Annotated in this window: 23 protein-coding genes; 14 read left to right on the top strand and 9 right to left on the bottom strand. The window is 58.3% G+C overall.

Annotated features, from left to right (window positions below):
• Positions 1–1,119: a phosphatase PAP2 family protein gene (locus ACR0LX_RS19425; protein WP_480785140.1), complete on the top strand. Its 1,119-nt coding sequence runs from the start codon at positions 1–3 to the stop codon at positions 1,117–1,119.
• A gap of 273 nt (positions 1,120–1,392) precedes the next feature.
• Here ACR0LX_RS19425 and ACR0LX_RS19420 read toward each other — a convergent pair whose 3' ends face one another.
• Entirely contained in the window at positions 1,393–2,370 is a 978-nt protein-coding gene (locus ACR0LX_RS19420; protein WP_480785139.1) for a homocysteine S-methyltransferase family protein, read from the bottom strand.
• A gap of 147 nt (positions 2,371–2,517) precedes the next feature.
• On the opposite strand from ACR0LX_RS19420, the gene ACR0LX_RS19415 reads away from it, so the two are divergent.
• The 3 genes from ACR0LX_RS19415 to ACR0LX_RS19405 all read left to right on the top strand — a co-directional run bounded on the left by ACR0LX_RS19415 (position 2,518) and on the right by ACR0LX_RS19405 (position 7,572).
• Positions 2,518–4,077: a winged helix-turn-helix domain-containing tetratricopeptide repeat protein gene (locus ACR0LX_RS19415; protein WP_480785138.1), complete on the top strand. Its 1,560-nt coding sequence runs from the start codon at positions 2,518–2,520 to the stop codon at positions 4,075–4,077.
• 106 nt (positions 4,078–4,183) lie between these two features.
• The gene (locus tag ACR0LX_RS19410) at positions 4,184–6,553 is read left to right on the top strand and encodes a hypothetical protein (protein WP_480785137.1); all 2,370 of its coding nucleotides are present in this window, start codon (positions 4,184–4,186) and stop codon (positions 6,551–6,553) included.
• On the top strand, positions 6,550–7,572 hold the full coding sequence (locus ACR0LX_RS19405) for an NAD(P)/FAD-dependent oxidoreductase (protein WP_480785136.1): 1,023 nt from the start codon (positions 6,550–6,552) through the stop codon (positions 7,570–7,572). Before ACR0LX_RS19410 ends, ACR0LX_RS19405 begins: the two co-directional genes overlap by 4 nt.
• Here the strand turns inward: ACR0LX_RS19405 and ACR0LX_RS19400 are convergent.
• The 6 genes from ACR0LX_RS19400 to ACR0LX_RS19375 all read right to left on the bottom strand — a co-directional run bounded on the left by ACR0LX_RS19400 (position 7,557) and on the right by ACR0LX_RS19375 (position 13,214).
• A complete protein-coding gene (locus ACR0LX_RS19400) occupies positions 7,557–8,819 on the bottom strand; it encodes a TRAP transporter large permease (RefSeq protein ID WP_480785135.1) in 1,263 nt (420 codons plus the stop codon). The two genes, ACR0LX_RS19405 and ACR0LX_RS19400, sit on opposite strands and share 16 nt — an antisense overlap.
• Positions 8,816–9,340, bottom strand: coding sequence for a TRAP transporter small permease (locus ACR0LX_RS19395; protein WP_480785134.1), 525 nt, complete (start codon positions 9,338–9,340; stop codon positions 8,816–8,818). The genes ACR0LX_RS19400 and ACR0LX_RS19395 overlap by 4 nt, the downstream gene beginning before the upstream one ends.
• 7 nt (positions 9,341–9,347) lie before the next feature.
• A complete protein-coding gene (locus tag ACR0LX_RS19390; RefSeq protein ID WP_480785133.1) occupies positions 9,348–10,535 on the bottom strand; it encodes a cytochrome P450 in 1,188 nt (395 codons plus the stop codon).
• An 81-nt stretch (positions 10,536–10,616) separates the two neighbouring features.
• The gene (locus ACR0LX_RS19385; RefSeq protein ID WP_480785132.1) at positions 10,617–11,594 is read right to left on the bottom strand and encodes a TRAP transporter substrate-binding protein; all 978 of its coding nucleotides are present in this window, start codon (positions 11,592–11,594) and stop codon (positions 10,617–10,619) included.
• A gap of 27 nt (positions 11,595–11,621) precedes the next feature.
• Complete coding sequence (locus ACR0LX_RS19380) at positions 11,622–12,164, bottom strand: 3-hydroxyanthranilate 3,4-dioxygenase (protein ID WP_480785131.1); 543 nt, start codon at positions 12,162–12,164, stop codon at positions 11,622–11,624.
• 96 nt (positions 12,165–12,260) lie between these two features.
• Positions 12,261–13,214 (bottom strand): dihydrodipicolinate synthase family protein, encoded by a 954-nt coding sequence (locus ACR0LX_RS19375; protein WP_480785130.1) that lies wholly within the window; start codon positions 13,212–13,214, stop codon positions 12,261–12,263.
• Positions 13,215–13,363: 149 nt separating this feature from the next.
• Here ACR0LX_RS19375 and ACR0LX_RS19370 point away from each other — a divergent pair, with 149 nt between their 5' ends.
• From ACR0LX_RS19370 to ACR0LX_RS19325, 10 genes are all read left to right on the top strand, one after another.
• Positions 13,364–14,137 carry an aspartate dehydrogenase gene (locus ACR0LX_RS19370; protein ID WP_480785129.1) on the top strand — a complete coding sequence of 258 codons (774 nt, stop codon included), beginning with the start codon at positions 13,364–13,366 and terminating at the stop codon, positions 14,135–14,137.
• Positions 14,134–15,090 (top strand): LysR substrate-binding domain-containing protein, encoded by a 957-nt coding sequence (locus ACR0LX_RS19365; protein ID WP_480785128.1) that lies wholly within the window; start codon positions 14,134–14,136, stop codon positions 15,088–15,090. Before ACR0LX_RS19370 ends, ACR0LX_RS19365 begins: the two co-directional genes overlap by 4 nt.
• Before the next feature lie 82 nt (positions 15,091–15,172).
• Positions 15,173–16,603, top strand: coding sequence for an NAD-dependent succinate-semialdehyde dehydrogenase (locus tag ACR0LX_RS19360; RefSeq protein ID WP_480785127.1), 1,431 nt, complete (start codon positions 15,173–15,175; stop codon positions 16,601–16,603).
• Positions 16,604–16,668: 65 nt separating this feature from the next.
• On the top strand, positions 16,669–17,085 hold the full coding sequence (locus ACR0LX_RS19355) for an antitoxin Xre-like helix-turn-helix domain-containing protein (RefSeq protein ID WP_480785126.1): 417 nt from the start codon (positions 16,669–16,671) through the stop codon (positions 17,083–17,085).
• Positions 17,082–17,786, top strand: coding sequence for an RES family NAD+ phosphorylase (locus ACR0LX_RS19350; RefSeq protein ID WP_480785125.1), 705 nt, complete (start codon positions 17,082–17,084; stop codon positions 17,784–17,786). Before ACR0LX_RS19355 ends, ACR0LX_RS19350 begins: the two co-directional genes overlap by 4 nt.
• 142 nt (positions 17,787–17,928) lie before the next feature.
• Positions 17,929–18,642: a sugar phosphate isomerase/epimerase family protein gene (locus ACR0LX_RS19345; protein ID WP_480785124.1), complete on the top strand. Its 714-nt coding sequence runs from the start codon at positions 17,929–17,931 to the stop codon at positions 18,640–18,642.
• Positions 18,642–19,688 (top strand): LacI family DNA-binding transcriptional regulator, encoded by a 1,047-nt coding sequence (locus tag ACR0LX_RS19340; protein WP_480785123.1) that lies wholly within the window; start codon positions 18,642–18,644, stop codon positions 19,686–19,688. Before ACR0LX_RS19345 ends, ACR0LX_RS19340 begins: the two co-directional genes overlap by 1 nt.
• Before the next feature lie 23 nt (positions 19,689–19,711).
• Positions 19,712–20,461, top strand: a complete 750-nt coding sequence (locus tag ACR0LX_RS19335; RefSeq protein ID WP_480573439.1) for a basic amino acid ABC transporter substrate-binding protein — start codon at positions 19,712–19,714, stop codon at positions 20,459–20,461.
• A gap of 64 nt (positions 20,462–20,525) precedes the next feature.
• Complete coding sequence (locus ACR0LX_RS19330) at positions 20,526–22,172, top strand: amino acid ABC transporter permease (RefSeq protein ID WP_480785122.1); 1,647 nt, start codon at positions 20,526–20,528, stop codon at positions 22,170–22,172.
• Positions 22,169–24,136, top strand: a complete 1,968-nt coding sequence (locus ACR0LX_RS19325) for a beta-galactosidase (protein WP_480785121.1) — start codon at positions 22,169–22,171, stop codon at positions 24,134–24,136. The genes ACR0LX_RS19330 and ACR0LX_RS19325 overlap by 4 nt, the downstream gene beginning before the upstream one ends.
• Here ACR0LX_RS19325 and dld read toward each other — a convergent pair.
• Positions 24,133–25,842, bottom strand: a complete 1,710-nt coding sequence (dld, locus tag ACR0LX_RS19320) for a D-lactate dehydrogenase (protein ID WP_480785120.1) — start codon at positions 25,840–25,842, stop codon at positions 24,133–24,135. The genes ACR0LX_RS19325 and dld overlap by 4 nt on opposite strands.
• Complete coding sequence (locus tag ACR0LX_RS19315) at positions 25,839–26,993, bottom strand: alpha-hydroxy acid oxidase (RefSeq protein ID WP_480785119.1); 1,155 nt, start codon at positions 26,991–26,993, stop codon at positions 25,839–25,841. The genes dld and ACR0LX_RS19315 overlap by 4 nt, the downstream gene beginning before the upstream one ends.
• Positions 26,994–27,000: the final 7 nt, after the last annotated feature.

Genomic DNA, 27,000 nt, shown 5'->3' with positions numbered 1-27,000 from the left:
ATGACCGGATCATCAGGATCATTTGGACCATTTGACGCCCGCGATGCGCGAGACGCCCGCGACGCGAGAGATGCGCGGGATGCCCGCGACGCCCGCGGCTCGGCGGGATATGGCGGCAGTCCCAGCTACCTTAGCCTGGGTATTTCGCCACATACCGAGGCGCAGGGCGGTTCGGCGGTGGAAGACCAATGGTGGCCCGGCAACCAATGGCCACCAACCCATCCTGTCGGATACGACAGCGGGGGCGAGCCGGTGCCTTTACACGCCATCTACGACTCATTTGTTAAGGACAGATTTTGGAACTGGTCCCCCGGCAACCACGCGATCGCCTTTCTTTCGGAATTTGCGGCATTTTCCAGCGCGGCCGACAAAATACCCGACTGGACCAAGATCGTCCTGCCGGTTCCGGCGGTAAAACAAGTGTTCCCCGGAGGTTTCAACGAAGAAGGTACCAGGTTTACCCAAGTTGCCTCACCTCCAGGATTAGAGACAATGCCCAGGGCCAACTTCAAGCTTGCGGATGAGTTGAAGGAACTGATCGGTCTGATCGAATACCGAGACGGTGCCATGGCCGAAGCGGTTCAGCAGCGCGGTACGATCATCGGCTATTTTCAGGGTATTGTGCCATTTACCTATCTCTCACACCGCTACACCGTACGACTGTGCCATATGGCGCTTGTCGTGGCTCAGTTTCTTGCCTTCAGGTACAAAAAAAGCTTTGACCGTCCGCGCCCGTCCCAGCTGCATCCTGGCCTGGCACCGCCCATCGATGTGCCTCAGCATGCGTCTTATCCCAGCGCCCATGCGACAGAGGCGTGGTGTGTCGCCTATTGCCTCAACGAAGTGATGGTGGACAAAGACGGGAAAAAGTTAATGGAGACCAAGCACAAGAAAGCGCCGACTGGTAACCAAGAAGTTGTACGAAACCCGCTCTACGACATGGCGACACGAATATCGCGCAATCGCGAGGTTCTGGGCGTGCACTACCCCTCGGACAGTGAAGCCGGGAGGAGGCTGGCCAATTTCGCCGTCCCAATCATGAAGCAATGCCAGACGATTGGACACCCAGACGAAGGGCTGCTGGCCCGAGCCAAAAACGAATGGAAGGAACTGGCCTGATGGCCAGCCCTTTCAAATCTTCAAGCTCAGAAGCAGGGACGCGCGGGACTTTGGCGGGAGACCCAGATCAAGCCTGTCTCGGTCTCTGAGCTTGGATACGTCCGTCAGGCGAAGTGGCGGTCCTGTGCCTATCAGGCGGCGCCAGAATGAGGCGCAAAGGTTGGTCATAATACTCTCCGTAAAATCTATCTGTAGTATTGTATCTGGTCAGCCACCCCGCAAATTTCTAGGCAGGGTGGCATGTAGTTTTTTGCAAGGCTCTGAAATACCTCATTATTGTGCGGCGACGGCGCGCGCGTGCGCGCAAGCGTGACCCATTTCATCGATATGGCGGTGATCGGTGCCGCAGCATCCTCCGACGACACGCAGGTTCGGCAACAGGGTCATGAGCCTGCGATAGTCTTCGCCCAGTTCCGCCGGGTTGCCATCATCCAGAACCTCGCTCTCGTCCAGTTCCGCATGCGACATGCGCGATGCGTTGGCACGGATGCCGCCAATGCGGCTTATCCAGCTGTCGTCCTTGCGCAGCACGTGTTCAAAGTGATCGGGATGCGCGCAGTTGATCATGTAGTAGCTTGGGTAGCCGTTGCTGATCTCATCGACCTCGCGGATCGCGTCGGACAGAGCCTGTCCGGTTGCAAGCTTGCCGTCGGTTTCGACGGTGAACGCGATTATCGCCGGGACGGATTGCGCCTTTGCAGCAAGGGCAATTCCCGACGCCTCGGGCGAATTGTTCATCGTGATCGCAGTGACCATGTCAGCGCCGGCCTTGGTCATCGCGGCGACCTGCGGCGCGTGATAGTCCCGGGCCTGAGATGCGGTCATGAGTTCACCGGGGACGTAACCGTCACCGCGGGGACCGACACAGCCACTGATGACCAATGGCGATACGCTGTCCTTGTGCAAATTGCGCAGGGTGCGCATCAGATAGATCGCCTCGGCGTTGATCCGATTAAGGTCGCGGTCGCTGTAGCCAAGTTTGTGACCCCAATCACGGCTTGACCTCCAGGTCGGGCTTTCCAGTACGAAACCAAGGCCATGCGCCCGGGCCACGGCGATGTGACGTTCGAAATACCGCGTCAATGCAGCGCGACCTTCTTCCGTCTCAAGCAGAACAAACGCCGCGAACTGCGGCAGTTCGAGCCCGTCGTGAAAGATCAGCGTCGTTTCGATGCCGCCATCGGTCAGATAAAAGCCATCGCCCGGCAACGGATGAGCGGGTTGGCGCGAGGTTGTTTCGGAAATGGGCATATCCGCCTCCTTCAGTGTTTCAATGCAATTTTTCTAGTCCAGAGGTGCCGTCCTTGCTGGGAGATTGCTGGGAGATTTGCGGGATATTGCGGGGAATCCTGATCTGACTATGCTGAATGCAGGGTTTTCGGAAAGTGGACTGCCGAGGTGATTTATTCGTTCGAACCCTTTCGGCTGGACGGCGAATGCCGCGAACTCAGCCGCGACGGACAGCCGGTGCATTTGCAACCGCAGGTCTTTGATCTGCTGTGTCTGCTTGTCGAAAATGCGCATCGCGTGGTCAGCCGCGACGAGATTGTCGAAAAAGTCTGGCAGGGGCGGATTGTGTCCGAAGACGCGATCTCAAGCCGTGTTCGGGATCTGAGGCGGGTGTTGGCGGCGTCGGGACAGGACGCGGGGCTTGTTCATACAGTGCGCGGTCATGGGTTCCGTTTCACGGGGCAGGTCACGCTGCGCGCCCAGGCCGGTGCTGGTGCTGACTTGCAAATGTCGCGGGACGTCGATCTGACCCAAGCGTTTGGCCAGCAGCCTTCGATCGCGGTTTTGCCGTTTCAAAGAAACGGTGAGATGGACAAGTTCGAGGCTCTGGAGGAGGCGATTCCACGCGAGTTGATCATGACATTGGCCAGTCTGCGGTGGATCAGGGTGGTCTCGCATGGGTCGGCGTTCAAATTTCGCGGACATCAGATCGATCTGAATCAGGTCCGTCAAATCCTGAAGGCGCGGTATTGCCTGACCGGTGTTGTGGATCTGACCGGCAACAGGGTGACCATCGATACCGAATTGTCGGATACCCGAAGCTCACAGGTTGTCTGGGCCTTGCGAAAGACGGCGAATATTGACGACATTCACGCCTTGCGTGCCGAAATTGCCGCCAACGTCATCATGGTCGCCGAGCTTGAAATCCCACAGCACGAAAGCGCAACGCTGGGACCGGTTGACGCGGAAAATCTGGACGCCTGGTCTGCCATGCATCTGGGGTTCAATCACATGAGCCAGTTCAGCCGCTCCGGTAACGACAATGCCCGGCAGATGTTTGAGCGGGCGATAGACCTGGACCCGACACTGGCCCGCGCACATGCAGGGATGGCATTTGTCCGGTTTCAAAACGCCTTCATGCGGTATGCGCCGGACATCGCGACCGAAGCAGATCACGCGCGTCGTTTCGCTGAACAGAGCTTGTCGCTGCAGCCACGCGATCCGTTTGCGAACTTCATGATGGGCCGGTGCCATTGGCTCGACCACGATCCCGAAGGCAGTAAACCGTGGTTCTCTCAGGCGACGATGGCCTGCCCAAACTATACTTGGGGCTACTACGGCGCCAGTTGGGCGGATGTCTTTACGGGTGATTTCGACACCGCATTCGACAATGCAAATCGCGCCATAGACCTGAGCCCGATCGACCCGTTTCGCCCCGGCATGACGGGTAACAAAATGTGGGTTCATATCGCGCGTCAGGATTATGCCTCGGCGGTGAAATGGGCCGAGATCGCGGCAAAAACGCCGTGGTCGCACGCAGGAATGGCCTTTTTTGCCGGGATGAGCCAATGGCTGAACGACAACCCGGAACGGGCGCGGTGGTGGGTCGCAGAGGCGCGCCGCCGCAACCCTAACCTTGGCAAAGACCACGTTTTGGCCCTGGTACCGGCATCAAGTACCCGATTCAGGCAGCTGTTATCCGAGGCGGCCAACGCGCTGGAGCTGTAAAGGCTTCGACCGGGAACGAACCCCACGGCCTTGGCATTCTCAAATCCAGTGTTTTCTGGCATATTGTACAAGCATTTTTCTGTTCAATTTTTGGAGGGTTTTTGTTGTGGCGGTTCTTGATGATCTGAAATCCGTTTTGGCTCGGTTGGCCGGTGGTGGCTGGACCCCCTTATTCGATCTAATGGGCGTGAGCCCGACAGATTCGGGTTTGCAAACGGCCCTGACATCTCCGGCCCCCAATCTTTCGGCATTGCGCGCTGTTGCAGGGTTCGAAGAGGTGTCCAGCGCAGCGATCCGGCCAATTGACCCCGGTCGCCCTGCGCAAAGCCTGCTGTTTCACGCCTTGTCCTCGCCAGCTGTTCAGGCTGCGCCCGATGGTACGGCGCTGCAGCGCTTTCCAACCCCGGCGGAACTGGAAGCAGTAGAGAATTTTGTCTATGCCAGCACATCGCGGGCTCTGAACGATCTGCGTGCCCAATTTCCGAACGAGAATATGGCGGTTGGTGTATTTGCTCGTGAATACCGCCAGACCAGAGGAACCGTGCATGGCGCGCATGCGGATATGGTTTACGCGCGGACGGGCGTGGCGCGGGTCGGAACCGAAGCCACCTTGTGGGATGGCGCGTCCCGGTCTTACCTGCCGCGCGGAACTCAGGACAATCCGCATGTGTTCCGGGCAATGCCGTGCAGATACGCGGTTTACATCGCTGTGCAACGCCGGGGAAACACCAACGATTTCGGGCCGTTCCGCGCCAACCGCAGTCTGCGGGCGCAGCAGCAGTTCAACGTAACACCGCAATCCGACAGGCTGGACCAGAATCGGGATTTCTGGGTACCGGTCCACAAGCTGTTTTCAGGCGATGAATGCCTTCGGGGCAGGGTCCTTTCCGTCGATTTCGACGCTCGGCACGTAAATGAAAAGCTGCGGCGCGTTCATTTGTCGAATATGGGCGTTCGCCCCAACCTGTTGACCGGAAACTCGTTCGACTCGGGTTTTGGATTGCCCGAGGTCGATCAGCCACCCTTTACCGTCACAAGCGGGCTGGCTGAGATGTTGCCCGAAGATGACCATGGCCCCGGTGCTGTATGCCCTGTGGTGCGTCCGAGACTGATTGAGCCAACAACGATCAACGGTCGCCGAATTGGAACAAAAGTGCCGGACCAAAGTTCCAACTGGGGCAGTTTCAACATCAGCGTGCAGCGGAACAACGCGCATAAAGCACCCGAGTGGATGCATGTACGATCGCGCCTTAAACCCGATAACGAGGTGCAGTCGCTCAACACATTCGAAGATGTTGCCGATATTGTCTTCGAAGCGCGGGTCGGCAACGTCAGCCCTTACGAGGCGCTGCACTATACCGATTTCACCGGAGACGGGTGGGTAGCGCCCGTAGTCTCGGGCCTGTCTGCCGTGATCAGCCGGCGCATTCCGTCCTACTCGATTCTGGCAGCTCCGGATTTCTATCCCTACGTCAGTCAATCTGCGTTGATGGATTGGTGGTTGAATGATCTGCCATCCTCTCTGGGCAGGGGCATCTGGCGGGTTCCGCCGCTGACATTGTGCGATCAACGAACGGCCCCAAATCTCGACCTGCGCCGTCACGGCGCTCCGTTTGTGCCCGAAGATGAAACCGTATCAGCCATCGTTGGCTCCGCCAGATCGGTTGGCAGTAGTGCGACAGGATCATCCGCGCCCGTCAACTGCACCTCCTATCTGCCCGACAATGCCGCCGGGTTCTATGCGCCAGGATGGGATACCAGCATTGATTTCGACGATGTCGCCGGTGTCAATTTCCTAGCGGCGCATGGATTAGGCAGCCCATTTCCCGAGGACGCCAAGCTGTGTGCTGCGATCTCGGCCTTTTGGCCGTCGGTTGCGCCGGACACTTCGCGCTCGTACGGGCAGCACCCGCAAACGAATTGGCGGCTTGTGGCCCCGATGACAGACAGCGAGGTTGGGCTGGAGGGTCCGCCTGCTTGGGATGGCGTGCCCGGCCCGCGCGAGGTTCTCGTCAATGGTCGTCCGCATATCGAAGATGACGATTTTGCGCATGTGGACTACATAAATACGGCACTGAACAACCAGTTCTCGATGGCCGAAACCATGAAAGTGGATCAAGAGGAGTATCAGGCGCGGATCGTGGCCGTGCGGCGGATGTTGAACGCGACGGTTGAAGGGGGCGGGGCGCAGGGTCTGAGGACACACCGCATGCTGTCGTTCCGCGCGGTTGCTGCCAACGACGCGGATGTGACCGCTGCGGCAGCGGCGACGGGTCTGAGTTTTGCTGGGCTCCTTTATCGGTTCGTGATGGTTGAAACCGGGGCCAGCCGCCGTTTGGCCCGGCATCCGACAAATCCCGAACGGTGGCTCAGGCGCAAGCAGATAACGGCCAGGCTGACCCTGATTGTGGATGAGGTCGGGCGGATCGCGTTCTCGGCCGATCAGGGGCCCTGGAAAGCAGCGAGCGGCGTTTGAGCGCGCGCGCGGAAATAGTTGTCATTGGTGCGGGCGTGGCCGGATTGGCCGCAGCCATAGCCGCCCGGATGGCAGGTCTGAGCGTCACGGTGATCGAACGAGAGACCGCCCCTCCTGTCCGCCCCGGTGAAACCCTGCACCCGGGTGCAGGTCCCGTTTTCGAACGTCTGGGGCTGCTGACAGATATCGAGGGGATAGCGACCTCGCGCCCGCTTGGTATTGAAGTCGTGGGGCCGAGTGTCACGCGCTTGCCTTTCGGCGGGCCTGTAGATGGACCTTGGACGGGCTACCAGATCAGCCGCGAGCGTTTGAGTCAGGCAATGGTCAAACGCGCTCGGGCTTTGGGCGCTCGGTTCCGGTTTGGTAGCGCGGTGCGAGGTGTCCATTTTCAAAGCGACCAAGTAACGATCGACCTGCCCGAAAGGTCAGCCACGGCCGACTGGTGTTTCGACGCCACCGGTTTTGCCAATCTGAGCCATCGCAAATTGTCGGGCCGAATGCAGCAATTGGGTCCACAGATGACCGTCAGGTATCGCTATCGGTGCGATGGGTCGGTCAGCGAGAATTGGCCTCGTATCACGTTGCGGCCAGATGGATGGCGCTGGTTGGCCCGGTTGACACCGGATCGGATTGCCGAGGTTGAATTGATACGTGGCCGTCGGTTCGAAACGGTCCAGCAGGATGCTGGGTGGGCGTATGCCGATGGAACCTGGAGGGTCAGCGAAAGCCCGGCTCAGCACCGATTGTTTCGCATCGGCGATGCGGGCGGGCGCCTCGATCCAGCGGCAGGAAAAGGCGTTTTACGCGCCGCCATGTCGGCAATGATGGCGGTACACCTTGTCGCGGGTGTCCAAAACCGACGCGTCAGCGCCGCCGAGGTGAGCACCTATTATTCCCGCTGGTTCAGCGAGTGGGTGGTTCAGGATTGCCAGGAACTTGCGCCGTTGGTTTCAGGTCCGGGAAGCCGGCACCCAGAAGCCCAACCCGGCAGGTCGTCGGCGCGTTACTCAATCAGGTAGGTGGACAGGATCGGTGCATAGCTGAGCAGAACGAGCACGGCTGCCACGGCAATCAGAAACGGCCAGAGTGATCTGAGGATGGATCCAGGGGTTGCACCGCTCATCGACGACGCAATGTATAGCCCGATCCCGACCGGTGGGGTCAGCAGGCCCAGAACGAGGTTCAAGCAGGCCACGACGCCGAACTGATAGGGGCTGATGTCGTAGGATCCGGTGGCAATAGGCAGCAATATCGGCGTGATCAAAATGATTGCGGCGATACCGTCGATGATCGTGCCGACCAGTAACAGCGCCGCATTGACGATCAGCAGGAACAGGAAGGGGTCTGACGTTACGGTCGTAATCAGCCCTGCGAGTTTCTGCGGCAGTTCTTCGTAAATAATGACCCAGCCGAACACGCTGGCCGCCGCGATCATGAACAAGATCATCGAAGCGTTTGCAGCTGTTCGTCGGAACATCTGACCCAAATGGCGCGGGTCGAGCTCACCATAGATCAGCCAACCCACGATGAACGCGACGAAGGAGGCAACCGCTGCGGACTCGGTTGGTGTTGCGATGCCGAACAGGATACCGCCGATGATGGCAACCGGAATGAGCATGGCCGGGACCGCCGCTGCAAAGGCACGCAGCGCCTCTTGCCGTGTCATCCATTTGCCTTTGGGAAATTGCTGTTTCCAACCGATCATTGCAATCACCAGGGCAAAGCCCGCTGCAAGAAGCAATCCGGGTAAGATGCCAGCAATGAACATCTCGCCAATCGGGATTTGGGCCAGCACCCCAAAGATCACAAACATCATGGATGGCGGGATTACCGGGGCCAGCAACCCTCCGGCGGCAGTGGTGGCGGTTGCAAAGCCCTTTTCATATCCTTCTTCCTCCATCGCGGGGACCATGGCACGCGACATGACCGCTATCTGGGCGGTGGCCGAGCCGATAATGGCGGCCATGAACATATTGGCCAGAAGGTTGATATAGGCCAGCCCACCCCGGAACCCGCCGACGAATACCCGCGCAAGCGCGATCAGGCGGCGGGTCATTCCGCCTTCGTTCATCAATTCACCGGTGAGCATGAATAGCGGGATGGCCAACAGGCCATAGTTCTCAAGCCCGCCAAACATCTTCTGGGCGAAGCTGTCGAACAAAACCGTATTGCCACTTTGCCAAATGTACCAGATCGCGGTTACCGCCAGAACGATGGCCACAGGCACCGACAGTAGCAATGTGACAATAAAGACGGCCGCGCTCATATCTGAGGTTCCGGCGTAAACAGGTGCATTGCGGAATGCAGGGTCGCCCCGAGCGAAAACAGCCACAACACCCCCCAGAAGAGAAACTTTGGCACACCTAACGTGGTCGTCGGTTCCGCGTAGATAAAGTTGAACGTGGCCCCCTGAAATGCCTGCGCGTCAAAGCCCGCCCGCGCGATGTCGAGCGGAAGGAACCAACGCCAGCAGAACCAGACCATCGACAGCGCAAAGCAAAATACGATGACATCAACGCATTTCAACAGCACGCGCCTGACTTGCTTTGGCACCGCGTCTGTCACGAGCGTGATTGATATTGCGCTTCGGTGGTGGAGGGCCGCTGACGCCCCCAGAAACGTCATCCAGACCATAGTGTATATCGCAAGCTCATCGACCCAGAACAACGCAGCGCCAAAATAGCGGGTCACGATGTTCAGAAGGATAAGCAATGTGACGCAAACGGCCAGCAGCGCAGCCAGCCAGAGCTCGAACCAAGCCAGTCGGGCGGAAAGACGTCTTAGCATTGTGTGATCACGCGGCGAACACCCTCATGGGCAAAGTATCAAAACCCCGGAGGGTGTTGTTCATGGTAACGGTAGGCGTGTCGGTTTCAAAGTAGTCAATCTTGTCCAGCATCGCTTCGAGCAACGCGGTCATTTCCAACCGTGCAAGATGCATACCACCGCAAGTATGCAAGCCATAACCAAAGGCCAGTTGGTCGCGGTTGTTCCGGGTAACGTCAAAGCGGTCCGGCTCATCGTAATGCCGCTCATCCCGGTTGGCGGACCCATAGAGCACAATCAAGCGTTCATTTGCGTTCAGTCGCACATCGCCCAGCATCGTCTCTTCGCGTACCAGCCGGGTGAAAGATCGGATCGGCGCATCCATGCGCAAAGCTTCGTTTATCGCATTTGGCACCAGCGCGCGGTCGGCCTTGAGCATGTCCCACTGGTTTCGATCCAACGACAGGTAGCGAAGCAGGTGGCCGATGCCAAATATCGTCGTATCAAGCGCCGGACCTATGTATTCGCGCATCATGCCGGGGCACTGGCTGCGCTCGACCTTGCCTTCGTCTGCCGCCTGATAAAGCCTGTCGGCCCAGCCATCCGGCTTCAGTTTCGGTGGCACGGCTTCATTGATGCAGTACTGGTGCAATTCTTGAATGTTCGGAATCGCCGCTTTGCCCAGTTCGTTCATCGGGCCCATTGCGTCGAACGTCGCGGCGGCCCATTTCAACATGTTTTCTTTGCCGGTTGCAGGCAGTCCTACAAATTCCCTCACAAGGTTCATTGGCAGAACCTGCGCGACATCTTCCATGCCATCGACATCCTTGCGGGCACAGATGTCATCCACAAGCGCACGGGCGGCATCGGCAACTTGGTCTTGGATTTCGCGCAGGCCGCGTGGCCGCAAGGGAACGCCCGTTACATTGCGAATTTCGTCATGCAGCGGCGGGTCGCTTGTCAAAGAGTTTGCCCGGCCCGGGCCCGAGGTGGCGACGTTTACCTGATCATCCATCGCGACGCCATGTGCGGTCGTATAGACTTCCCAATTCCCTAGCACCGCCTTGACGTCCTCATACCGCGCTACGGCCCACATATCGTAACGGGTCATCCAGACCGCAGGCGCGATATCCCGGAGCTCTTTCCAGACGGCATAAGGCGTTTGGATGGCTTCATCCGAAAACAGGTCGAGGTCAGAGCTTGGGCGGTCCGTCATGGCAAAAGTTACCTTCGGAATCATTGCAAAAGCAAGAACGGGCAGTCCATTTCCGGTCTGCCCGCAATGGTTTAGGTCCGATCACTGGGCAGTCTGGGCTGCAACCTCACGAAGGCCTTCGAGCGCGGCAGATTTGTCAGACCATTTTGCATTCCAGGTGTCGGCCACATCCCCAAAGAAGCTGGGATCGACCTTGATGTACGTCTTGCCAGTACCCTTGATCTGATCAATCCATGCTGGTTCTTTCTCGACATACGATGCGACTACCGTGCCCAGGTGCTTGTTCATCAAATCCGAAATCATGGCACGATCCTCTTCGGAAAGCCCAGCCCAAACCTTGGCGGATACCAGCCCCACCATCGGGAACATCATGTGATTGGATTCGATGATGGTGTCGGCGTGCTCATAGTACTTCAGCACCCAGATCAACTCTCCGTCCATGTCAATCGCGTCGACCTGCCCATTGGCAAGCGCTTCGTACACGGCAGGCAGCGGCATGGGTGTCGGGGCAGCGCCCAGAGCGGAGTAGAAGTCGAGGATCGGTTCAAACGGGGTGATGCGCAGCTTTTTCCCCGCCAGATCGTCAGCCGAGGAGACATCCCCGCGCGCAACGATCTGCCGCAGGCCCGCCATGCCGTAGCCAAGGCCGACAACGCCCACTTTGCCCGGCAGCTGATCCAGCATTTCACGCGCATAATCGGATTGGATAATGCGCGCTGCGTGGCCAATGTCATTGGCGAGGAATGGTGCATAGAAGGCGCCAAAATCAGGTGCACGGTTCGAGACTTCGGCGACGGTCATGAAGGCCATGTCCAAAGCACCGGTCTGCAATTGCTGCAACATCTCGGCTTCGTTGCCCAACTGCCGTGCAGGAAAAACCGACACGCTGTGCGCGCCGTCACTTGCTTCGGAGAGTTCAGACCCAAAGGCTTCGGCAGCTTTGGTCCAGATATGTGGCGGTGGCGTGATTAGGCCCAGCCGAAATTCTTCGGCCTGAGCGGCAACAGCCGTCACGGTCAGAACGGCGGCGGTCGCGATCATTTTCTTGAAATGTTTCATGGCTTTCCCTGTTGTTATTTTGTTTGCCTACAGTTGAACCCAACCCTCGGGTGGTTCTTTTCCGGGATGAACAGCGTTGCAGTTCGGACAGGTGCGGGCTTTTTCCGAGGCATAGAATTTCTCGTACACCGGGGGCAGGTCGTCAACGATGGACTTGAGCTGCATTTCGGCCCGGTGCACCCGCGTTCCGCATTCGAAACAATACCATTCGATGGCGTCCAGCTGACCTTCCTGTCGTTTGGGTTCGATCACGAGGCCGACAGAACCCTCTTGCGGGCGCTGCGGCGAGTGACGGACATGCGGCGGCAGCAGAAAGATTTCGCCCTCGCGAATGGGGACGTCGTAGAACTGCTGCCCGTCAAACAGCTTGAGCAGCATGTCGCCTTCCAACTGGTAAAAGAACTCTTCCACCGGATCGTCGTGATAGTCAGTCCGCTTGTTCGGCCCGCCGACAACGGTGACCATCAGATCCGAGTCCTCGAACACCATCTTGTTTCCCACCGGAGGCTTCAGCAGATGACGATGCTCGTCAATCCAGGCTTTGAAGTTGAACGCTCTTAGCTTCGACATGCGCATCTCCCCTCTGAGAAAATTGTTGGCGACATTGCCCATTACGGCAAAGAATTTGTCCGCATGTAGATATCGGAATAAGTTATATCACAAGGCTCAGAGTTTCAGGCCGCATTCATCAAAAGCCTTGCGAATGATCTCTTTTTCCGGCTGGGTCAGTTCCAGCATTGGCGCGCGAACACGGCCGCCGGTCTGGCCCAGCAGTTCTTGCCAGTACTTTCCGAAAGCGGTCGGTTTGCCTGCGGGTTTTGTCCGTTTCATGGCGTCACGCACGGGGTTCAGGCTATCGAACACCCGACGCGCCTCATCCGCCTTTCCGGCAAAAGCCAGACGGGTGTATTCGTTCATCCGTTGATCCTTGGCCGTCTGCAATTGGTAGGGTGGCGACGAGCAGAGGTAGAGTTTCCAGTCCAACTCCAGGATATTGTCCAGCCATTCATGCTCGGCTGAGGTCGAGACATGGATCCTGTCGCCAACCATGTGCGTAAGCCTCACATACATTTCGCGAGGGACCGAATATTTGATCGCTACGATATTTGGCAGATCTGCGATACGTGCGCATTCCTCGGGTTGCATCAGGTAACCGCTGTCCGGGTGGCTCCACATGGCGATGCCGATATCAAGCTCATCGCAAAAGCGTTTGTAATACTGATAGAGCAGTTCGCCCCGGTCCTGACAGAAGCTGAGCATTGGGGCATGCACCACCACATAGTCCGCGCCACAGTTCTGCGCATGACGCCCCAGTTCAAGTGCGGTGTCCATATTCTGATCCGAGATCGACATGATTGTCCCGGCCTTGCCAGCGCATTCCTCGACGGCGATGGTCATGTTGCGCTTGCGTTCCTCAAGCGACATCGCCCAGAACTCGCCCTGTTTGCCGGCGATGAACAGGCCCTGAATGCCCAGATCGTCAATCCAGTGTCGTATGTTGGCGCGCAGCCCGGCTTCGTTCAGTGACAGATCGTCATCGAACGGGTTCAACGCCGCAGCCCAGATGCCCGTCATGTTCTCGCGGGCATAGGCCTTGGCGTCATGCTTTGCATATTCCATCCGACAGGGGCCTTTCATTTGAGATGCAGCCAGAAAAGCTTAGATCGGGTAACATGGCCAAGGTGAAAGCCTGTAATTGGATATCAGAAAATCCGATAGCAGGTGCTTTCCAATTCAGTTTCTCGCAGATCTGGCATAGCTTTGAGCTTATGAAACTTGCAATGATCGGGAAAGGCGCCATCGCGCGCTATGTTGCGTCGGGCCTTGCTGCGCGCGGATACGCGCTGGAGGCCGTATTGGTCAGATCGGGCGGGGCCGCCCCCAGTGCGTTGGCGGCCAACTCGGCCGAAGACCTGCCCGAGGGCATCGAACTGGTTATCGATTGTGCGGGGCATCAGGCCCTCGCTGATCACGGCCCCGCCATTCTGGCGCGTGGCACCGACATCGTCACGGTTTCCATCGGGGCCCTGGCGAATCCGCATACGTCCCAAGCACTGGAAGATGCTGCCAAGGCGGGCGGGTCAAAGCTGCATCTTGCCAGCGGGGCAATCGGCGCTTTGGACTGCCTGGCAGCCGCGCGGGCGGGACGATTGACCTCGGTCACCTATACCGGGCGCAAACCGCCGCAGGGCTGGAAGGGGTCGCCTGCGGAACAGAAACTGGATCTGGACAATATGAGCGGCGGTGCCGAAACGCACTTCGAAGGTACTGCGCGGGCGGCGGCGCTTGACTATCCCAAGAACGCCAATGTGTCGGCAGCGGTCGCTTTGGCGGGGCTGGGCTTTGACGATACGCGCGTTCGGCTGATTGCGGATACGACCATCGCTCAAAATGTTCACGAGGTTGTCGCATCAGGTGAGTTCGGTGAGTTTCACTTTCAGATCTGCGGCAACGCTTTGCCGGACAATCCACGCTCGTCTGCACTGGCAGCCATGAGCATTCTTGCCAAACTGGACCAGATCGCAGCACGGGTGTCGCTGTGACCGGTCGGCATTCTCGCATCGTCGATCGGGCGCTGACCCGGCTAAAACTGCGGCAGTTGCGGCTTTTGGTGGCGGTCGGGGCGCATGGTAACATCCAGAACGCCGCCCGCGCGCTTGGCATTTCGCAACCTGCGGCCACCAAGATGATCCAGGACCTTGAACTGGATTTCGAGGTCAAGCTGTTCAATCGCACCAATCGCGGCGTCGTGCCCACCGTGTTCGGAGAGACACTGATCCGCCACGGCAAATTGATTTTCACGCAGGTCTCGAACGCGGCGCAAGAGCTGGACGATCTGAATGAGGGCAACGCGGGCCGGGTTGTTGTCGGTACGCTGCTGGCTGCCTCAACCAGCCTGTTGCCCACGGCAATCGAGATTCTGCTGGCCGACCGACCGAATGTGGCGGTCAAAATCACCGAAGGTACCAACGAAGTTTTGATGCCGGGGCTTCTTTCTGGCGAGATTGACATGGTTGTCGGGCGGCTTCCTGCGCACCGTCATCGTGACAAAATTAAGCAGGAAAAACTGTTCGAGGACCGGATCGTCGCCGTCGTCGGTGCGCAGCATCCGCTGGCGGGATTACAGGATCTTTCTTTTGCTCAGACCAAACCTTTCGGCTGGATTCTGCCGCCATTGGAAACCACCCTGCGCAGGCAGGCAGACCACTTCTTTGTCGGGCAACAGCAATATGTTCCGCCGGTGACGATTGAAAGCGTATCCTACCTGGCCAATCGCGCCTTGCTGCAAACGCGCGACCTGATCGGCCTCATGCCCGCCGAGGTCGTCTCGCAGGACATCCGGAACGGGCATCTGTCGAAATTGGATTGGGCGGTGCCTTTTGGCACGGGGCCAGTTGGGATATCGCTGCGCGCCGATGATGATCTTTCGCCCGCTGGTCGTGCGTTCAAGGGCGCGTTGCATCGGGCGGCGCAGGATAGGTATTCGCCAAACTGATATCAGTATTCCGTCAATTCACTTGAAGTGATGGCGGCGGATGCCTGATCTGAAATGGCATTAATTCGGAGGCGTCCAAGTCATGTACCCAGAGCTTAAACTCTTTATCGGGGGTCAATGGCGTAAGACCGGTGCAGACATGCCCGTGGTCAACCCGGCCACCGAGGAAGAAATCGGTCGGTTGCCCAAAGCCACGGCCCGCGATCTGGATGACGCGCTCGAGGCGGCAGATCAGGGGTTCCGTATCTGGAGGCGCACCGCACCGCGCGAGCGCGCTGATATCATCCTGCGCGCGGCAGCGTTGATGCGCAAAAGACAGGACGAGATCGCGCAGGCGATCACTCTGGAACACGGCAAGCCGCTTGCCCAAGCCCGGCTAGAGGTCATACGCGGGGCCGAGTTCTTTGAATGGGACGCAGGCGAAGCGATGCGGACCTATGGCCGCGTCATTCCGGCGGCGCAGGGGCACAAGTTCACAGTCCATCACCAGCCGGTCGGCATCGTCGCGGCCTTTTCGCCCTGGAATTTTCCGATGAGCCAGCCGGCCCGCAAAATCGCCGGAGCGTTGGCCTCGGGCTGCTCGGTGATCCTCAAGGCGGCTGAGGAAACCCCGGCTGGCGCGTTCCACATCGCACGCGCCTTTGAAGATGCGGGCCTGCCCGCAGGCGTTCTGAACCTTGTATTTGGCGTTCCAGCCGAAATTTCGGGGCATCTGATCCCTCAGCCTGAGGTGCGGCTAGTGGCTTTTACCGGGTCAACCACGGTCGGGCGGCAGCTGACCACGCTTGCGGCGCAGCACGATACGCGGGTGTTGATGGAACTCGGCGGCCATGCTCCGGTCATCGTTTGCGAAGACACCGACTTGCGTGCAGCGGCAGTTTCCGGCGCGGTGCGCAAAATGCGCAACGCAGGGCAGGTCTGCACGTCACCAACGCGGTTCTTTGTCCACGAAACTGTGTTCACGGACTATGCGGCCCAGTTTGTTGATCGGGCGCGGGCGACGGTTGTGGGCAATGGTATGGATTCAGGTGTCGAAATGGGGCCGACCGCCAATGCCCGTCGCATACCCGCGTTGACGGCGCTGGTCGACGATGCCGTCGCCAAAGGCGCAACACTGGCGACCGGAGGCGCACGGTCAGGGGACAGGGGGTACTTTTTTCAACCAACCGTGCTTTTGAACGTGCCCGAGACTGCGCGGATCATGCAGGAAGAACCATTTGGTCCGGTTGCCGTTATCAACCCTGTGCAATCGCTGGATCACGCCATCACCTGTGCAAATTCGGTGCCCTATGGCCTTGCGGGCTATGCCTTCACCAATCGAGCGGATTATGTCGACCGTTTGGTTGACGAAGTAGAAGTCGGCAACCTGTCCATCAACACATTGGAGGCATCCATGCCCGAAACTCCCTTTGGTGGCGTAAAATCAAGCGGTTACGGGCGCGAGGGCGGCACCGAAGGGCTGGACAATTACATGACTGTCAAGAATGTCTGGCACGCGGCTCATATTCATTGAACATCTATCCAACTTGACAAAGCTGCATCATATGATCATATAAATCTCATCATATGGAGAGTCTTATGTTCGAGCCAGCCCAACTCACATCTGAACGCGGTGTCGTGCATTCTGTGGCCGAGGCAGAGAAAATCGCCGCGATTGTCAAAGCCGTTGTTCGGGCCACTGATGCCTGGCAGTTGTCAAACGCCGAAGCGGCCGCTCTGTTTGACGTGCCAAGCGCGACCTGGAGTCGGATGAAAGCAGGCACATACAAGGGCGTTCTGGATCAGGACAAAGTCACCCGTGCGAGTCTGCTGATCGGCCTTTTCAAAGGGCTTCGGCTGCTCTTCAATGGTCCGCTGACCTATGGCTGGCCCAAAGCCGCGAATGTAGGTCCCGGGTTCTACGGTAAAACTCCGGTTCAAGTCATGTGCGATGGCGGGATTCCGGCCATGATGAAAGTTCGACAGCACATTGACGCCCTGAGGGGCGGCGTGTGATCCGCGCATCGGACCTTGATGAGGTAGACTTTACAGACCCCAAGACAGTTCGTCTGATCTCGGCGGCTTACATCGAGGAACCGGCGATGGCTCCGCTGGCCGATGATGAGGATGACCTGGCGATTCTTGAAGAGATCGAGGGGCTTACATCCGCACGGCGTTCGGCCAGCTTTCCGATCCCAGGTGGGTTGAACCCCGCAGAACTGATGACCGAGGCGGCAGGGTATGGCTGGACCTACGTCAACGCCGCGTTTTGCTACACGAGGACAACTGGAAACCGCTTCAACGGGGCAGAACGCGGGGCCTGGTATGCCTGCCACGGCGCAAATGCCGTGGACGCGGCGCAGGCAGAAGTCGCCTGGCATCTTACGCGCGAACTGGAGGCAACCGGCATCTACGAGAACATCACCGCCTATCGCGAGTTATTGGCCGGCTTCACAACACGTCTTCACGATCTTTGCGACAGAGCGGATGCAGATGTTCTGGATCAAGACCCCACCGTGGCGTACCCAGTCGGGCAGGCGTTAGCGCGCGATGTGTTCGCGGTGGGTGGAAACGGATTGCTGTACCCGTCTGTGCGCCACCCCGTGGGGCAATGCCTGGTCGCATTGCGCCCGCACATGGTCCAGAACGTTCGTCAGGGTGATGGCTGGGTTTTCGAATGGGCGGGAACGCCGAACCCGAGCATTTCACGCGCTTGAAAGTAAAAACCTCGCAGTTCGTACAAAATTCAGCCTGACCGCGCCCTGCTTGACAAGGACCACACCCCTGAGTCACCGTAACTGAAACGTTTCAAAATGGTGTCTGATGCGAGTCGCAGCGCAGCTCTACACGGCTAGACATATGAGCCATCTGCCAGAAATTCTGCAGATGGTGACGGCCTGCGGGTACAGCGATGTCGAAACCGTCGGCTTCCATGGGCTTAGCCCGGCAGAGCTGGCCGCCGACCTAAAGCAAGCAGGTGTTCGCGTCAGATCTGCCCATTTCGACTGGGACGAATTCGAGACGCGCTTTGATGACATTCTGTCAGCGTTGAATGCCATGGAGTGCCCCCTGGCCGTCATGCCCTGGCTCGAGCCAAGAGACCGGCCAAATGACCTTGCAGGCTGGATTGGTGTTGCCGAACGTCTGCACGAATGGGCGCAGATTCTGGATCAGAATGGCAAACGTCTGGCCTATCACAACCATGATTTTGATCTGGTTGAGGTTCAGGGGCGCATTCCGTTGGATCTGATCCTAGAGCGCGAAGTCCATTGGCAACCCGATATTGGCTGGCTGGTTGCGTCTGTTCCAAACCCGGTCGAAACCTTGCAACGCTGGCAAGGCAAGATCGTTTCGGCTCATGTCAAGGACGTCGACCCGGTGGCAGGTCAGGGTGATGACCGTTGGCGGGATCTGGGGCAGGGGGTCGTCGATTGGGCCTCTGTTCTGGAGGTTTTGCAAGCCAGCCCGTGTTCGGATCTGTTTGTGGAACATGACGATCCGCCAGACGCGCGCGCGACGTTGGAAACCGGATTTCGATTCCTGCGCAACCACACCCTCGTCGGAGCATCATGATGGCGCGGCCGACGATCAAATCCATCGCAAAGCGTACCGGCCTATCTGTCGGCACCGTGTCCAACGCGTTGCGGGGTTCAGAGTCGGTCAAAGCCAAAACCCGGCAAAAGGTTCAGGCCGCCGCGGACGAGCTTGGGTACCGGGTGAATTTGGATGGTTTGAAACTGAAGACGCGAAAATCGTTTCAGATCGCGGTGTTGGTTAATATGTCGGCGAACCAGCCGGAAGAGTGGGAAGGCGTTGAATTTACCCGCATTCTTGCCGGTATCTCTGCCGCTTTGGACGGCTCGCCTTATCGGCTGAATGTTGTGACCGTCCGGGACATGGCGGATGCCCTGCGTGCACTGCAACAAATGATAATGGACAACGCGGCGGATGGGGTCATCCTGTCCGGCACCTGCTTGTCCGATCCGCGCATTGCTTTCTTGCAGGACAACAATATCCCCTTTGTCACCTATGGTATGAGCGACAGCAAGCGCCCTCACGCTTATGTTGATTTCGACAGTCAGACGGCGGCTTTTGATGCCACAAAACGACTGATCGATCTTGGGCACCAGCGCATCGCGTTGGTGAACCCCCCGCAAGAGCTGATTTACGCCAGGCAACGTGTGCAGGGGCTGACTCAAGCATTGCAACAAGCCGGGTTGCCAGCTGACCCGGCCTTGGTTTTCAGCGGGCCAACAACTGCAAAGACCGGGTCCGATGCGTTTGCGAAAATGTGGTCGCTGCCGAACAGACCCAGCGCCTGCATTTGCGCCAACGAGGCGATGACTTTGGGCGTTCTGTCGGCTGCCGCACAAGCCGGTGCGTGCGTGGGGCAGGACTTCGTCGTCATTTCGACCGATGATCTGCAACTCAGCCGGTATTTTGTGCCTCCACCCAGCGCCTATTACGTTCCTATCGAAGAAACCAGCAAGCTGTTGGGCGAATTTATCCTCAAGCGTCTGGAAGGGGCCGATTTGGCCGAGACTCAAAAAAAGATCAGGGCCACCTTTATCGAGCGGCAACCTGACACCATTCCGCCAACCTTGGCGGGCGCCACTTGATCCAACATAAGGGAGAAAACAACATGTTCAGAAAATCTTTGTTCGCCGCGGCTGCGGTTGCGATATCAGCAACGGCTCTTTCTGCAGCCGATCTGGAGGGCCGCGTTCTGAAGATCGGGACCGACGCAACCTATCCACCAATGGAAACCGTCGACGAGGCAACCGGCAATATTGTTGGCTTCGACGTGGATGTCATGAACGCCATTTGTGAAAAGGTGAACTGTGTTACGAATTTTGTGAACACCGCCTGGGACGGGATTTTCGCCGCGTTGCAACAAGGAGAGTTCGATCTGGTGATCTCGGGTGTCTCAATCACGGATGAGCGCGAGGAAACCATGGATTTCTCAGAGCCCTATATTGTGGTCAGCCAGGCCATCCTGCTGCGCGTGAACGATTCCGATATCACGCTTGATGATTTCAAGGCTGGCGGCAAAAAGTTGTCGGCGCAAACCGGAACGACGAACGCACAACTGGCCGAAGACCTTGTCGGGCGCGAGAATACTCAGCTTTATGACAACTTCTCGGCGGCGATCCTTGCGCTGCAAAACGCGGATGTGGATGGAGTTATCATTGATGGAACTTCGGCCACCGCATACGAGCAGGAATTCGCGGGCGAACTGACCGTTGGCATAACGGGATTGCAAACCGACCCGTTGGGTATCGTCTTCCAAGAGGGCGACGGAACCGTGGACGCCATCAACGAAGGTCTTGCCGCAATCAAAAAAGACGGCACGATGGAAGCGTTGATCAACAAATATTGGGGCACCGAATAAACCCGACCCTCATCCGGCCCGGCAAGACAACTTGCCGGGCCCTTTTCCAAGAGCAGAGGCCCGGATGTCCTATCTGAAGTCCATTCGCCCCAGCAATCTGGTTCTGTTCGCTGCGGCACCGTTCATCATCTACCTTTTCGCAAGCTCTCCGAAATACTACCGCTCGCTAACGGCGATACTTGGCATCGGCCAGAACGCGACACTGATATTCCAGGGGTTTCTGATCCTGCTGCTGGTGGCGGCTCTTGGGTATCTCAGCGCCCGTTACGCCCGTTTCCAGTCGACGGCCCCAGGCTGGCTGCGGACCAGCGCCTATGCGGCTCTGCCGGTTGCGGCTTTGGTGACGATGTTGGCCTTTGTTGCGCCGCAACTTCTGATGCCGTTTGCGCAATCGGTGTTTTTCAACGCATTGAGTGAAAACACCTCGGATTTGATCGACCGTTCGGCGCAGAACTGGGTTTTGTTCCCGTGGGTGATCGAACGGGCGCAGGTGGCCCTGCAAATTTCGCTCGTTGTCTACAGCGTTGCACTGGTTCTGGTGCTGTTGCTTTCACGCCGTGAAGTGCGGAACCAAGGTTATTTGCTGATCGGGCTCGAGGTCCTGACAGGTGCGGTTCTGTTCTATCTGATGTTCGTGGCCCACTGGGAATTCGCAACCGGAGTTGCGATCACCTTTCGGGCCGCCATTTTCGCCTATGTTCTGTCCGCTATTCTGGGATTGGTCTGGGTCGGCCTTCAGTCCCTGAACCCCAAGCAGATGACAACGACGATTTACGGGGCCATCAGCCTGACCGCGATTGCGATTGCGGCCTATTTCTTCATGCAGCCCAAGGAAAACTATGCACTTGTGGGGGGTATCGAGGGACGCATTGCCATTGTGCAAGGAACGCCGCAGGATCAGGCCGACATCATCCGATATGGTGAGTTCGATGGTGGCGAGGGGCAGAGGTTCAGAATCCGCAGCGCCCCTGATGTCGCCACGGCGCTGGATCAGATCGAAAGCATCGACAGCGTCTCGGGCGCGTACATTCCGGTTGAGGCGAACACGCAAGGCTACAAGGTTATCTGGCAGAACAGTTTCCTGCCGAACCGGTACCGGACACCTGCACTGACCTTTTCGGTCCTTGGCTTTCTTCTGCTGACGCTGACGGTTGCCGGGGCGCAGCACAAGCTGCACCCGCTGGCCGTCGGGGCCGAGTTCTTTGTCGATACGATCCGCGGCATTCCCATGCTGGTGATCATTCTCTATATCGGTCTGCCGCTTGCTGGCGCGGTCAAAGACGCCACGGGTGGCGGCATCGATATGACCAACATGACACGCGGTATCATTGCAATCTCGGTCGGCTATTCCGCTTACATGGCCGAGATTTTCCGATCCGGCATCGAGGCCATTCCAAAGGGGCAGATCGAGGCCGGAGGATCGCTTGGCCTGTCGCGCTGGCAGACGGCACGGTTGATCGTTCTGCCACAGGCCCTGCGCATTGTGACACCGCCTTTGGGCAACGAATTCATCGCGATGATCAAGGATACGTCGCTACTGTCGATCCTGTCGGTGCGCGACATGACCCAGCGGATGCGCGAGTTTCAGGCGGCGAGTTTTCTGCCCTTCGCCCCGTTCAACACCGCCGCGATCCTTTATGTGGTCATTACGTTGTGCTGTGCCAGCTTCCTGAAATGGGTCGAAAGACGAACCGCCAGGGAAAACAGATGAGCAAGCTGGAACTTGGGGTTTGCTATTACCCGGAACAATGGGACCCAGAACTTTGGCGCGACGATGCCGCCCGGATGGTCGAGATGGGTCTCGACTGGGTTCGCATCGCGGAATTTACCTGGGGGATCGTGGAACCTGAACCCGGCCGATTTGAATGGGGCTGGCTAGACGATGTGATTGGCATTCTTGGGCAGGCGGGCCTGAAGGTGATGATGTGCACGCCGACCGCCGCGCCGCCGAAATGGCTGGTTGATGCGCATCCTGAGATACTGCCCGTTGGACCAGATGGGCGGGTGCGCGGTTTTGGCTCGCGGCGGCATTATTGCTTTTCCAGCGAGGTTTATCTGGTCGAAGCACGCAGGATCGCACGGGAATACGCAAGCAGATACGGACAGAACCCGCATGTCCACGCCTGGCAGATCGACAACGAATACAATGACCATGATACGGTGCTCAGCTATTCCGATGCGGCGCGCGATGGCTATCGCAAATGGTTGCAGGCCCGCTATGGCGACATCGAAGCGCTGAACCGTATCTGGGGCACCGCGTTCTGGGGCGCGATCTATTCCGACTTTGATCAGATCGAATTGCCAACAGGTCTGGTCGCTGCGCCAAACCCGACGCAGGCCCTTGATTTCGCGCGCTACTCTTCGGACCGGGTGCAGATTTTCAATCGGGTTCAGGTGGAAATTCTGCGCGAACTCTCGCCGGGGCGGGACGTGACCCATAACTTTATGGCCGGCAGTTTCGAGTTTGACCATCACGCGGTGGCGCGCGATCTGGATGTGGTGGGTTTCGACAGCTATCCGCTGGGAAACCTTCTGGGCTCGTTTCTGCCTGAGGCGGAAAAGCGACGCTATTTGCGTACGGGTGAGCCGGACTATCAGGGTTTTCACTGCGATCTCTACCGGTCGCAGGGCCGGGGCCGCATGTGGGTGCTGGAACAGCAACCGGGGCCTGTGGATTGGGCCGACAAGAATCCGGCCCCCGCTGACGGGATGGTGCGGTTGTGGACCTGGGCCGCATATGCCCATGGGGCGCAGGCGGTCATGTTCTTTCGCTGGCGTCAGTCGGACAAAGCACAGGAACAGGACCACACCGGCTTGTTCCGACCAGATGGCAGCCCGGATCAGGCTGCTATCGAATTGGCCGAGATCGCCCGCGACAGACAGGCCCTGCCTCCGGCAACCCGTCAGCGGGCCAAGGTGGCGATGCTGCTCGACTACCCCTCGATCTGGGCGGGGCAGATATTGCCGAACGACAAGGACTATCGAAACGACTGGATCATCCGCGAATGGTATGCCGGGCTAAGGTCCTTGGGGATCGATATAGATTTCATCGGCCCGGAGTCTGATCTTGACGGCTATCGGCTGATTGTCCTGCCGCAGGCGATGATCGTGACGCGTGAATTGGAACAAAGGCTTGAGGCATCCGATGCGAAACTGCTGATCGGTGCCCGCGCGGGTAGCCGAACGGCAGACATGCACAGCCCGCCCAACCTCGCTCCGGGTGCCCTTGCAGGAATGTCCGGCGTGCAGGTTACGCGCGTTGAATCGCTGCCGGATTATGCCCCGCAATCCATCCGGTTCAGCGATGGCACCGCGTTCGGGGTCATCGGCTGGCGCGAAGATATCGAGACAACCGAAGCGGTGCTTGCCACATTCGAAGAAGAGCATCACAGGGGTAGCCCTGCGATCACCCGATCCGAAAAGGCGACTTACCTGGCGATGTCACCAACCGGAGAGGCCCTGAGAAAGATCCTGCGTGATACGCTCGGTTGGGCGGGGCTTGACCATCTCGACTGCCCGCACGACCTGCGCCTGACCCGGCGAGGAGATTTGAGGTTCGCGTTCAATTTTGCGGATCGCCCCGTGCCAATTCCGTGCTCTGGACCAAAGCGTTTCCTGGTCGGTAACGAATTGGTCGCGCCTCATGGCGTGTCCATCTGGCACGATCCTGACTAGCTGTTGCTCAACCTCTTTGCGTCCTGCGCAGCATAGTTGCGCAGCCGGGACATTTTCCCGATCCCCGGATTGAAACTGTTGGTTGGATCGCAGCACTGGTAATGCGCCGCCAGATCGGGTTTCGCCTTGTAGAGATGCCCGACATTGTGCTCGGCCGGGTATTCCGCGCCGCGTTCGTCAAAAAGCCGCAGCATCGCGGCTTTCAACGCTTTTGGGTCCGCGCCTTTTCGCACGACGTAATCCTGATGCATGACGTGGCACATGAAGTGGCCGTAATAGAGCTTGTGGACCAGTTGGTCATCAATCTCGGGCGGTAGCGTCTCAAGCCAGGTTCGGTCGTTGCGGCGCAGGGCGACGTCCAGCGCGATGATATCCTCGACCTCGTTGGCGTGGATCGCCATATACCGCACGGCGGCCCCGGCTGCAGCGAAACGATGCAGCCCCGCAATTTTTGCCTCGCGCGGGGTGCACTCGAAAAATCCCGCGTCGCGCCCGTTCAGAAATCCGGGCAGCCAATCGCGGATTTCTTCTATGCCCGCATCCTTCATTTTCAGGATCAGGTGGTGTTCATAGGCGTTCCGGAATTCGATCATCCGTTTGGGTAGGATTTGCGGCAGAACGCGCACCGCCATCTGCATGAAACGGTCGGTAAAGTTGCGTAAGAAGGGGATACGACGCAGCCGCGCGTCCACCGCACCTTTCAGCGCAAAGAACATCGGAAGACGGTCGGTGCCCAGCTTGTCGATCATCCAGACAGTGTCTTTGCCATATATCCGGGAAATGTCGAAAACCTCACGCTGCATATATTCGGCGGAAACCGGCAAGGACGAGAATTGGGATAGGATATGTCGGCGCAGATCGGTCAGGTCATCCGGGTTGTTGGTGCCGATGTAAAAGACCTGCTCGGCCTTGTTTTTCGCGAATGTGTCCAGTCGCACTGCGAAGACGGCCATTTTTCCCGCAGATCCCGCGGACTCGTACAGCTTTGTCTTGTCAGCGTTGAACCGTGCGGGTGTTTTTGCGTCCACATCGCGCACGATCTGCGCATAGTCGCTGGCCGACGCCCGCTTGTTGGTGGGGTCTGGGTTCCGGTCGAAAGTCCCCGAGTCGAGATTGGCCAGGATCTTTTCGGGCGTTTCGCCCAGATCAATACCCAGGTGATTGACCAACTCGAGCCCGCCATCTTCGCCGATGCGGGCATAGACCGAGAGTTCGGTGTAAACCGGGCCGCGTTCCACCAAAGACCCACCAGAATTGTTGCAGACCCCGCCAATGATCGAAGCGCCGATGCAGGACGAACCAATGACCGAATGGGGCTCGCGTTCGATGGGTTCCAGCAGCTTTTCTAGCGCGAACAGCGTCGCCCCGGGAAAGCTGATGATCTGTTCGCCGCCATTCAGTGAAATCAGGGTATCCATCCGGCGCGTGTTGATCAGCACAACGTCGCGATCATAGGTGCCCGAAGGGGTCGAGCCTTCGGTCAGGCCGGTATTGGCCGCTTGCATGATGACGATCTTGTCCGCCGCGACGCAGGCTTGCAGCACTTTCCATTGTTCAAGCAAAGTGCCGGGTTGAACCACGCACAGTGCCTCGCCCTCACCAGATCGGAACCCTCGGCGAAAGCGTTCGGTTGCACGTGCGCCCGTTCGTACGTGGCGTGATCCGACTATTGCGCGGAAGGTGGATATGAGCGCGACATTGGTCATGCCGCATCGCGAAAGCGCACGTTCTCGGGTTTCAATTGGTCCACCCGAGTGACGCCCATCAGCTTCATGTCCCGCTCGATCTCGGCCCGCATCAGCCCAAGCGCACGTTCGACGCCCGCCTGACCGGCTGCGGCCAGCGGATACAGATAGTGCCGTCCAACTCCCACCGCCTTTGCGCCCAGCGACAGCGCCTTGAGGACATGCGTGCCGCGTTGGATGCCGCTGTCCATCATTACGTCCACACGGTCACCAACCGCTTCGACGATCTCGGCTAACTGGTCAAACGGCGTGCGCGACCCATCAAGTTGGCGACCACCATGGTTGGACAGCACGATGCCGGTGCATCCGATTTCGGCAGCGCGACGAGCATCTTCTACGGTCATGATGCCTTTGAGACAGAACTGCCCGTCCCAATCGCGAACCATCTGCGCCACGTCATCCCAGTTCATGGAAGGATCCAGCATTTCGGTAAAATATCCGCCGATCGAACTTGCGCCGCCACCCATATCGACATGGTCTTCCAACTGCGGCAGGCGGAACCTTTCGTGGGTGACATAGTTGATGCCCCACATCGGTTTGATCGCAAACTGGATCATCCCGCCAAGAGTCAGCCGGAAGGGGATCGAAAATCCGGTTCGCAAATCGCGCTCGCGGTTGCCGCCGGTGATGCTGTCGACAGTCAGCATCATCACCTCGACCCCGGCCTCTTTGGCACGCTGCATCATGGCAGTGTTCAGGCCGCGATCCTTGTGAAAGTAGAACTGATAGACCTGCGGGTTCTTGTGCTTGGCCCGTAAATCCTCGATCGACACGGTTCCAAGGGACGAAACCCCGAACATGGTACCGTATTTTTCCGCCGCCGCCGCGACGGCGCGTTCACCCTGATGGTGAAACAGTCGCTGCAGCGCGGTTGGCGAGCAATAGACCGGCATCTCCAGCTTTTGCCCCATGACGGTGACCGACATGTCCACATCCGACACCCCGCGCAAGACCGAGGGCAACAGATCGCAGCGGTCGAACGCATGGGTATTCTCCCGGTACGTCACCTCGTCATCTGCACCACCATCGATGTAGTTGAAGATCGGTCCCGGCAGGCGACGTTTTGCCAGCAGGCGAAAGTCGTGGAAGTTATGGCATTGGTTCAGACGCATGGCGAGA

The organism is Ruegeria sp. CH11, from assembly GCF_056537105.1.
Note: the sequence above shows the minus strand (reverse complement) of the source record. Positions and strands in the feature narration are given on the sequence as shown.

Excerpts from the sequence above, each read along its gene's own strand:
- ACR0LX_RS19425 (WP_480785140.1), top strand. The coding sequence starts at position 1 with ATGACCGGATCATCAGGATCATTTGGACCATTTGACGCCCGCGATGCG.
- ACR0LX_RS19420 (WP_480785139.1), bottom strand. The coding sequence starts at position 2,370 with ATGCCCATTTCCGAAACAACCTCGCGCCAACCCGCTCATCCGTTGCCG.
- ACR0LX_RS19400 (WP_480785135.1), bottom strand. The coding sequence starts at position 8,819 with ATGAGCGCGGCCGTCTTTATTGTCACATTGCTACTGTCGGTGCCTGTG.
- ACR0LX_RS19395 (WP_480785134.1), bottom strand. The coding sequence starts at position 9,340 with ATGCTAAGACGTCTTTCCGCCCGACTGGCTTGGTTCGAGCTCTGGCTG.
- ACR0LX_RS19390 (WP_480785133.1), bottom strand. The coding sequence starts at position 10,535 with ATGACGGACCGCCCAAGCTCTGACCTCGACCTGTTTTCGGATGAAGCC.
- ACR0LX_RS19385 (WP_480785132.1), bottom strand. The coding sequence starts at position 11,594 with ATGAAACATTTCAAGAAAATGATCGCGACCGCCGCCGTTCTGACCGTG.
- ACR0LX_RS19380 (WP_480785131.1), bottom strand. The coding sequence starts at position 12,164 with ATGTCGAAGCTAAGAGCGTTCAACTTCAAAGCCTGGATTGACGAGCAT.
- ACR0LX_RS19375 (WP_480785130.1), bottom strand. The coding sequence starts at position 13,214 with ATGGAATATGCAAAGCATGACGCCAAGGCCTATGCCCGCGAGAACATG.
- ACR0LX_RS19370 (WP_480785129.1), top strand. The coding sequence starts at position 13,364 with ATGAAACTTGCAATGATCGGGAAAGGCGCCATCGCGCGCTATGTTGCG.
- ACR0LX_RS19360 (WP_480785127.1), top strand. The coding sequence starts at position 15,173 with ATGTACCCAGAGCTTAAACTCTTTATCGGGGGTCAATGGCGTAAGACC.
- ACR0LX_RS19355 (WP_480785126.1), top strand. The coding sequence starts at position 16,669 with ATGTTCGAGCCAGCCCAACTCACATCTGAACGCGGTGTCGTGCATTCT.
- ACR0LX_RS19345 (WP_480785124.1), top strand. The coding sequence starts at position 17,929 with ATGAGCCATCTGCCAGAAATTCTGCAGATGGTGACGGCCTGCGGGTAC.
- ACR0LX_RS19340 (WP_480785123.1), top strand. The coding sequence starts at position 18,642 with ATGGCGCGGCCGACGATCAAATCCATCGCAAAGCGTACCGGCCTATCT.
- ACR0LX_RS19335 (WP_480573439.1), top strand. The coding sequence starts at position 19,712 with ATGTTCAGAAAATCTTTGTTCGCCGCGGCTGCGGTTGCGATATCAGCA.
- ACR0LX_RS19330 (WP_480785122.1), top strand. The coding sequence starts at position 20,526 with ATGTCCTATCTGAAGTCCATTCGCCCCAGCAATCTGGTTCTGTTCGCT.
- ACR0LX_RS19325 (WP_480785121.1), top strand. The coding sequence starts at position 22,169 with ATGAGCAAGCTGGAACTTGGGGTTTGCTATTACCCGGAACAATGGGAC.
- dld (WP_480785120.1), bottom strand. The coding sequence starts at position 25,842 with ATGACCAATGTCGCGCTCATATCCACCTTCCGCGCAATAGTCGGATCA.
- ACR0LX_RS19315 (WP_480785119.1), bottom strand. The coding sequence starts at position 26,993 with ATGCGTCTGAACCAATGCCATAACTTCCACGACTTTCGCCTGCTGGCA.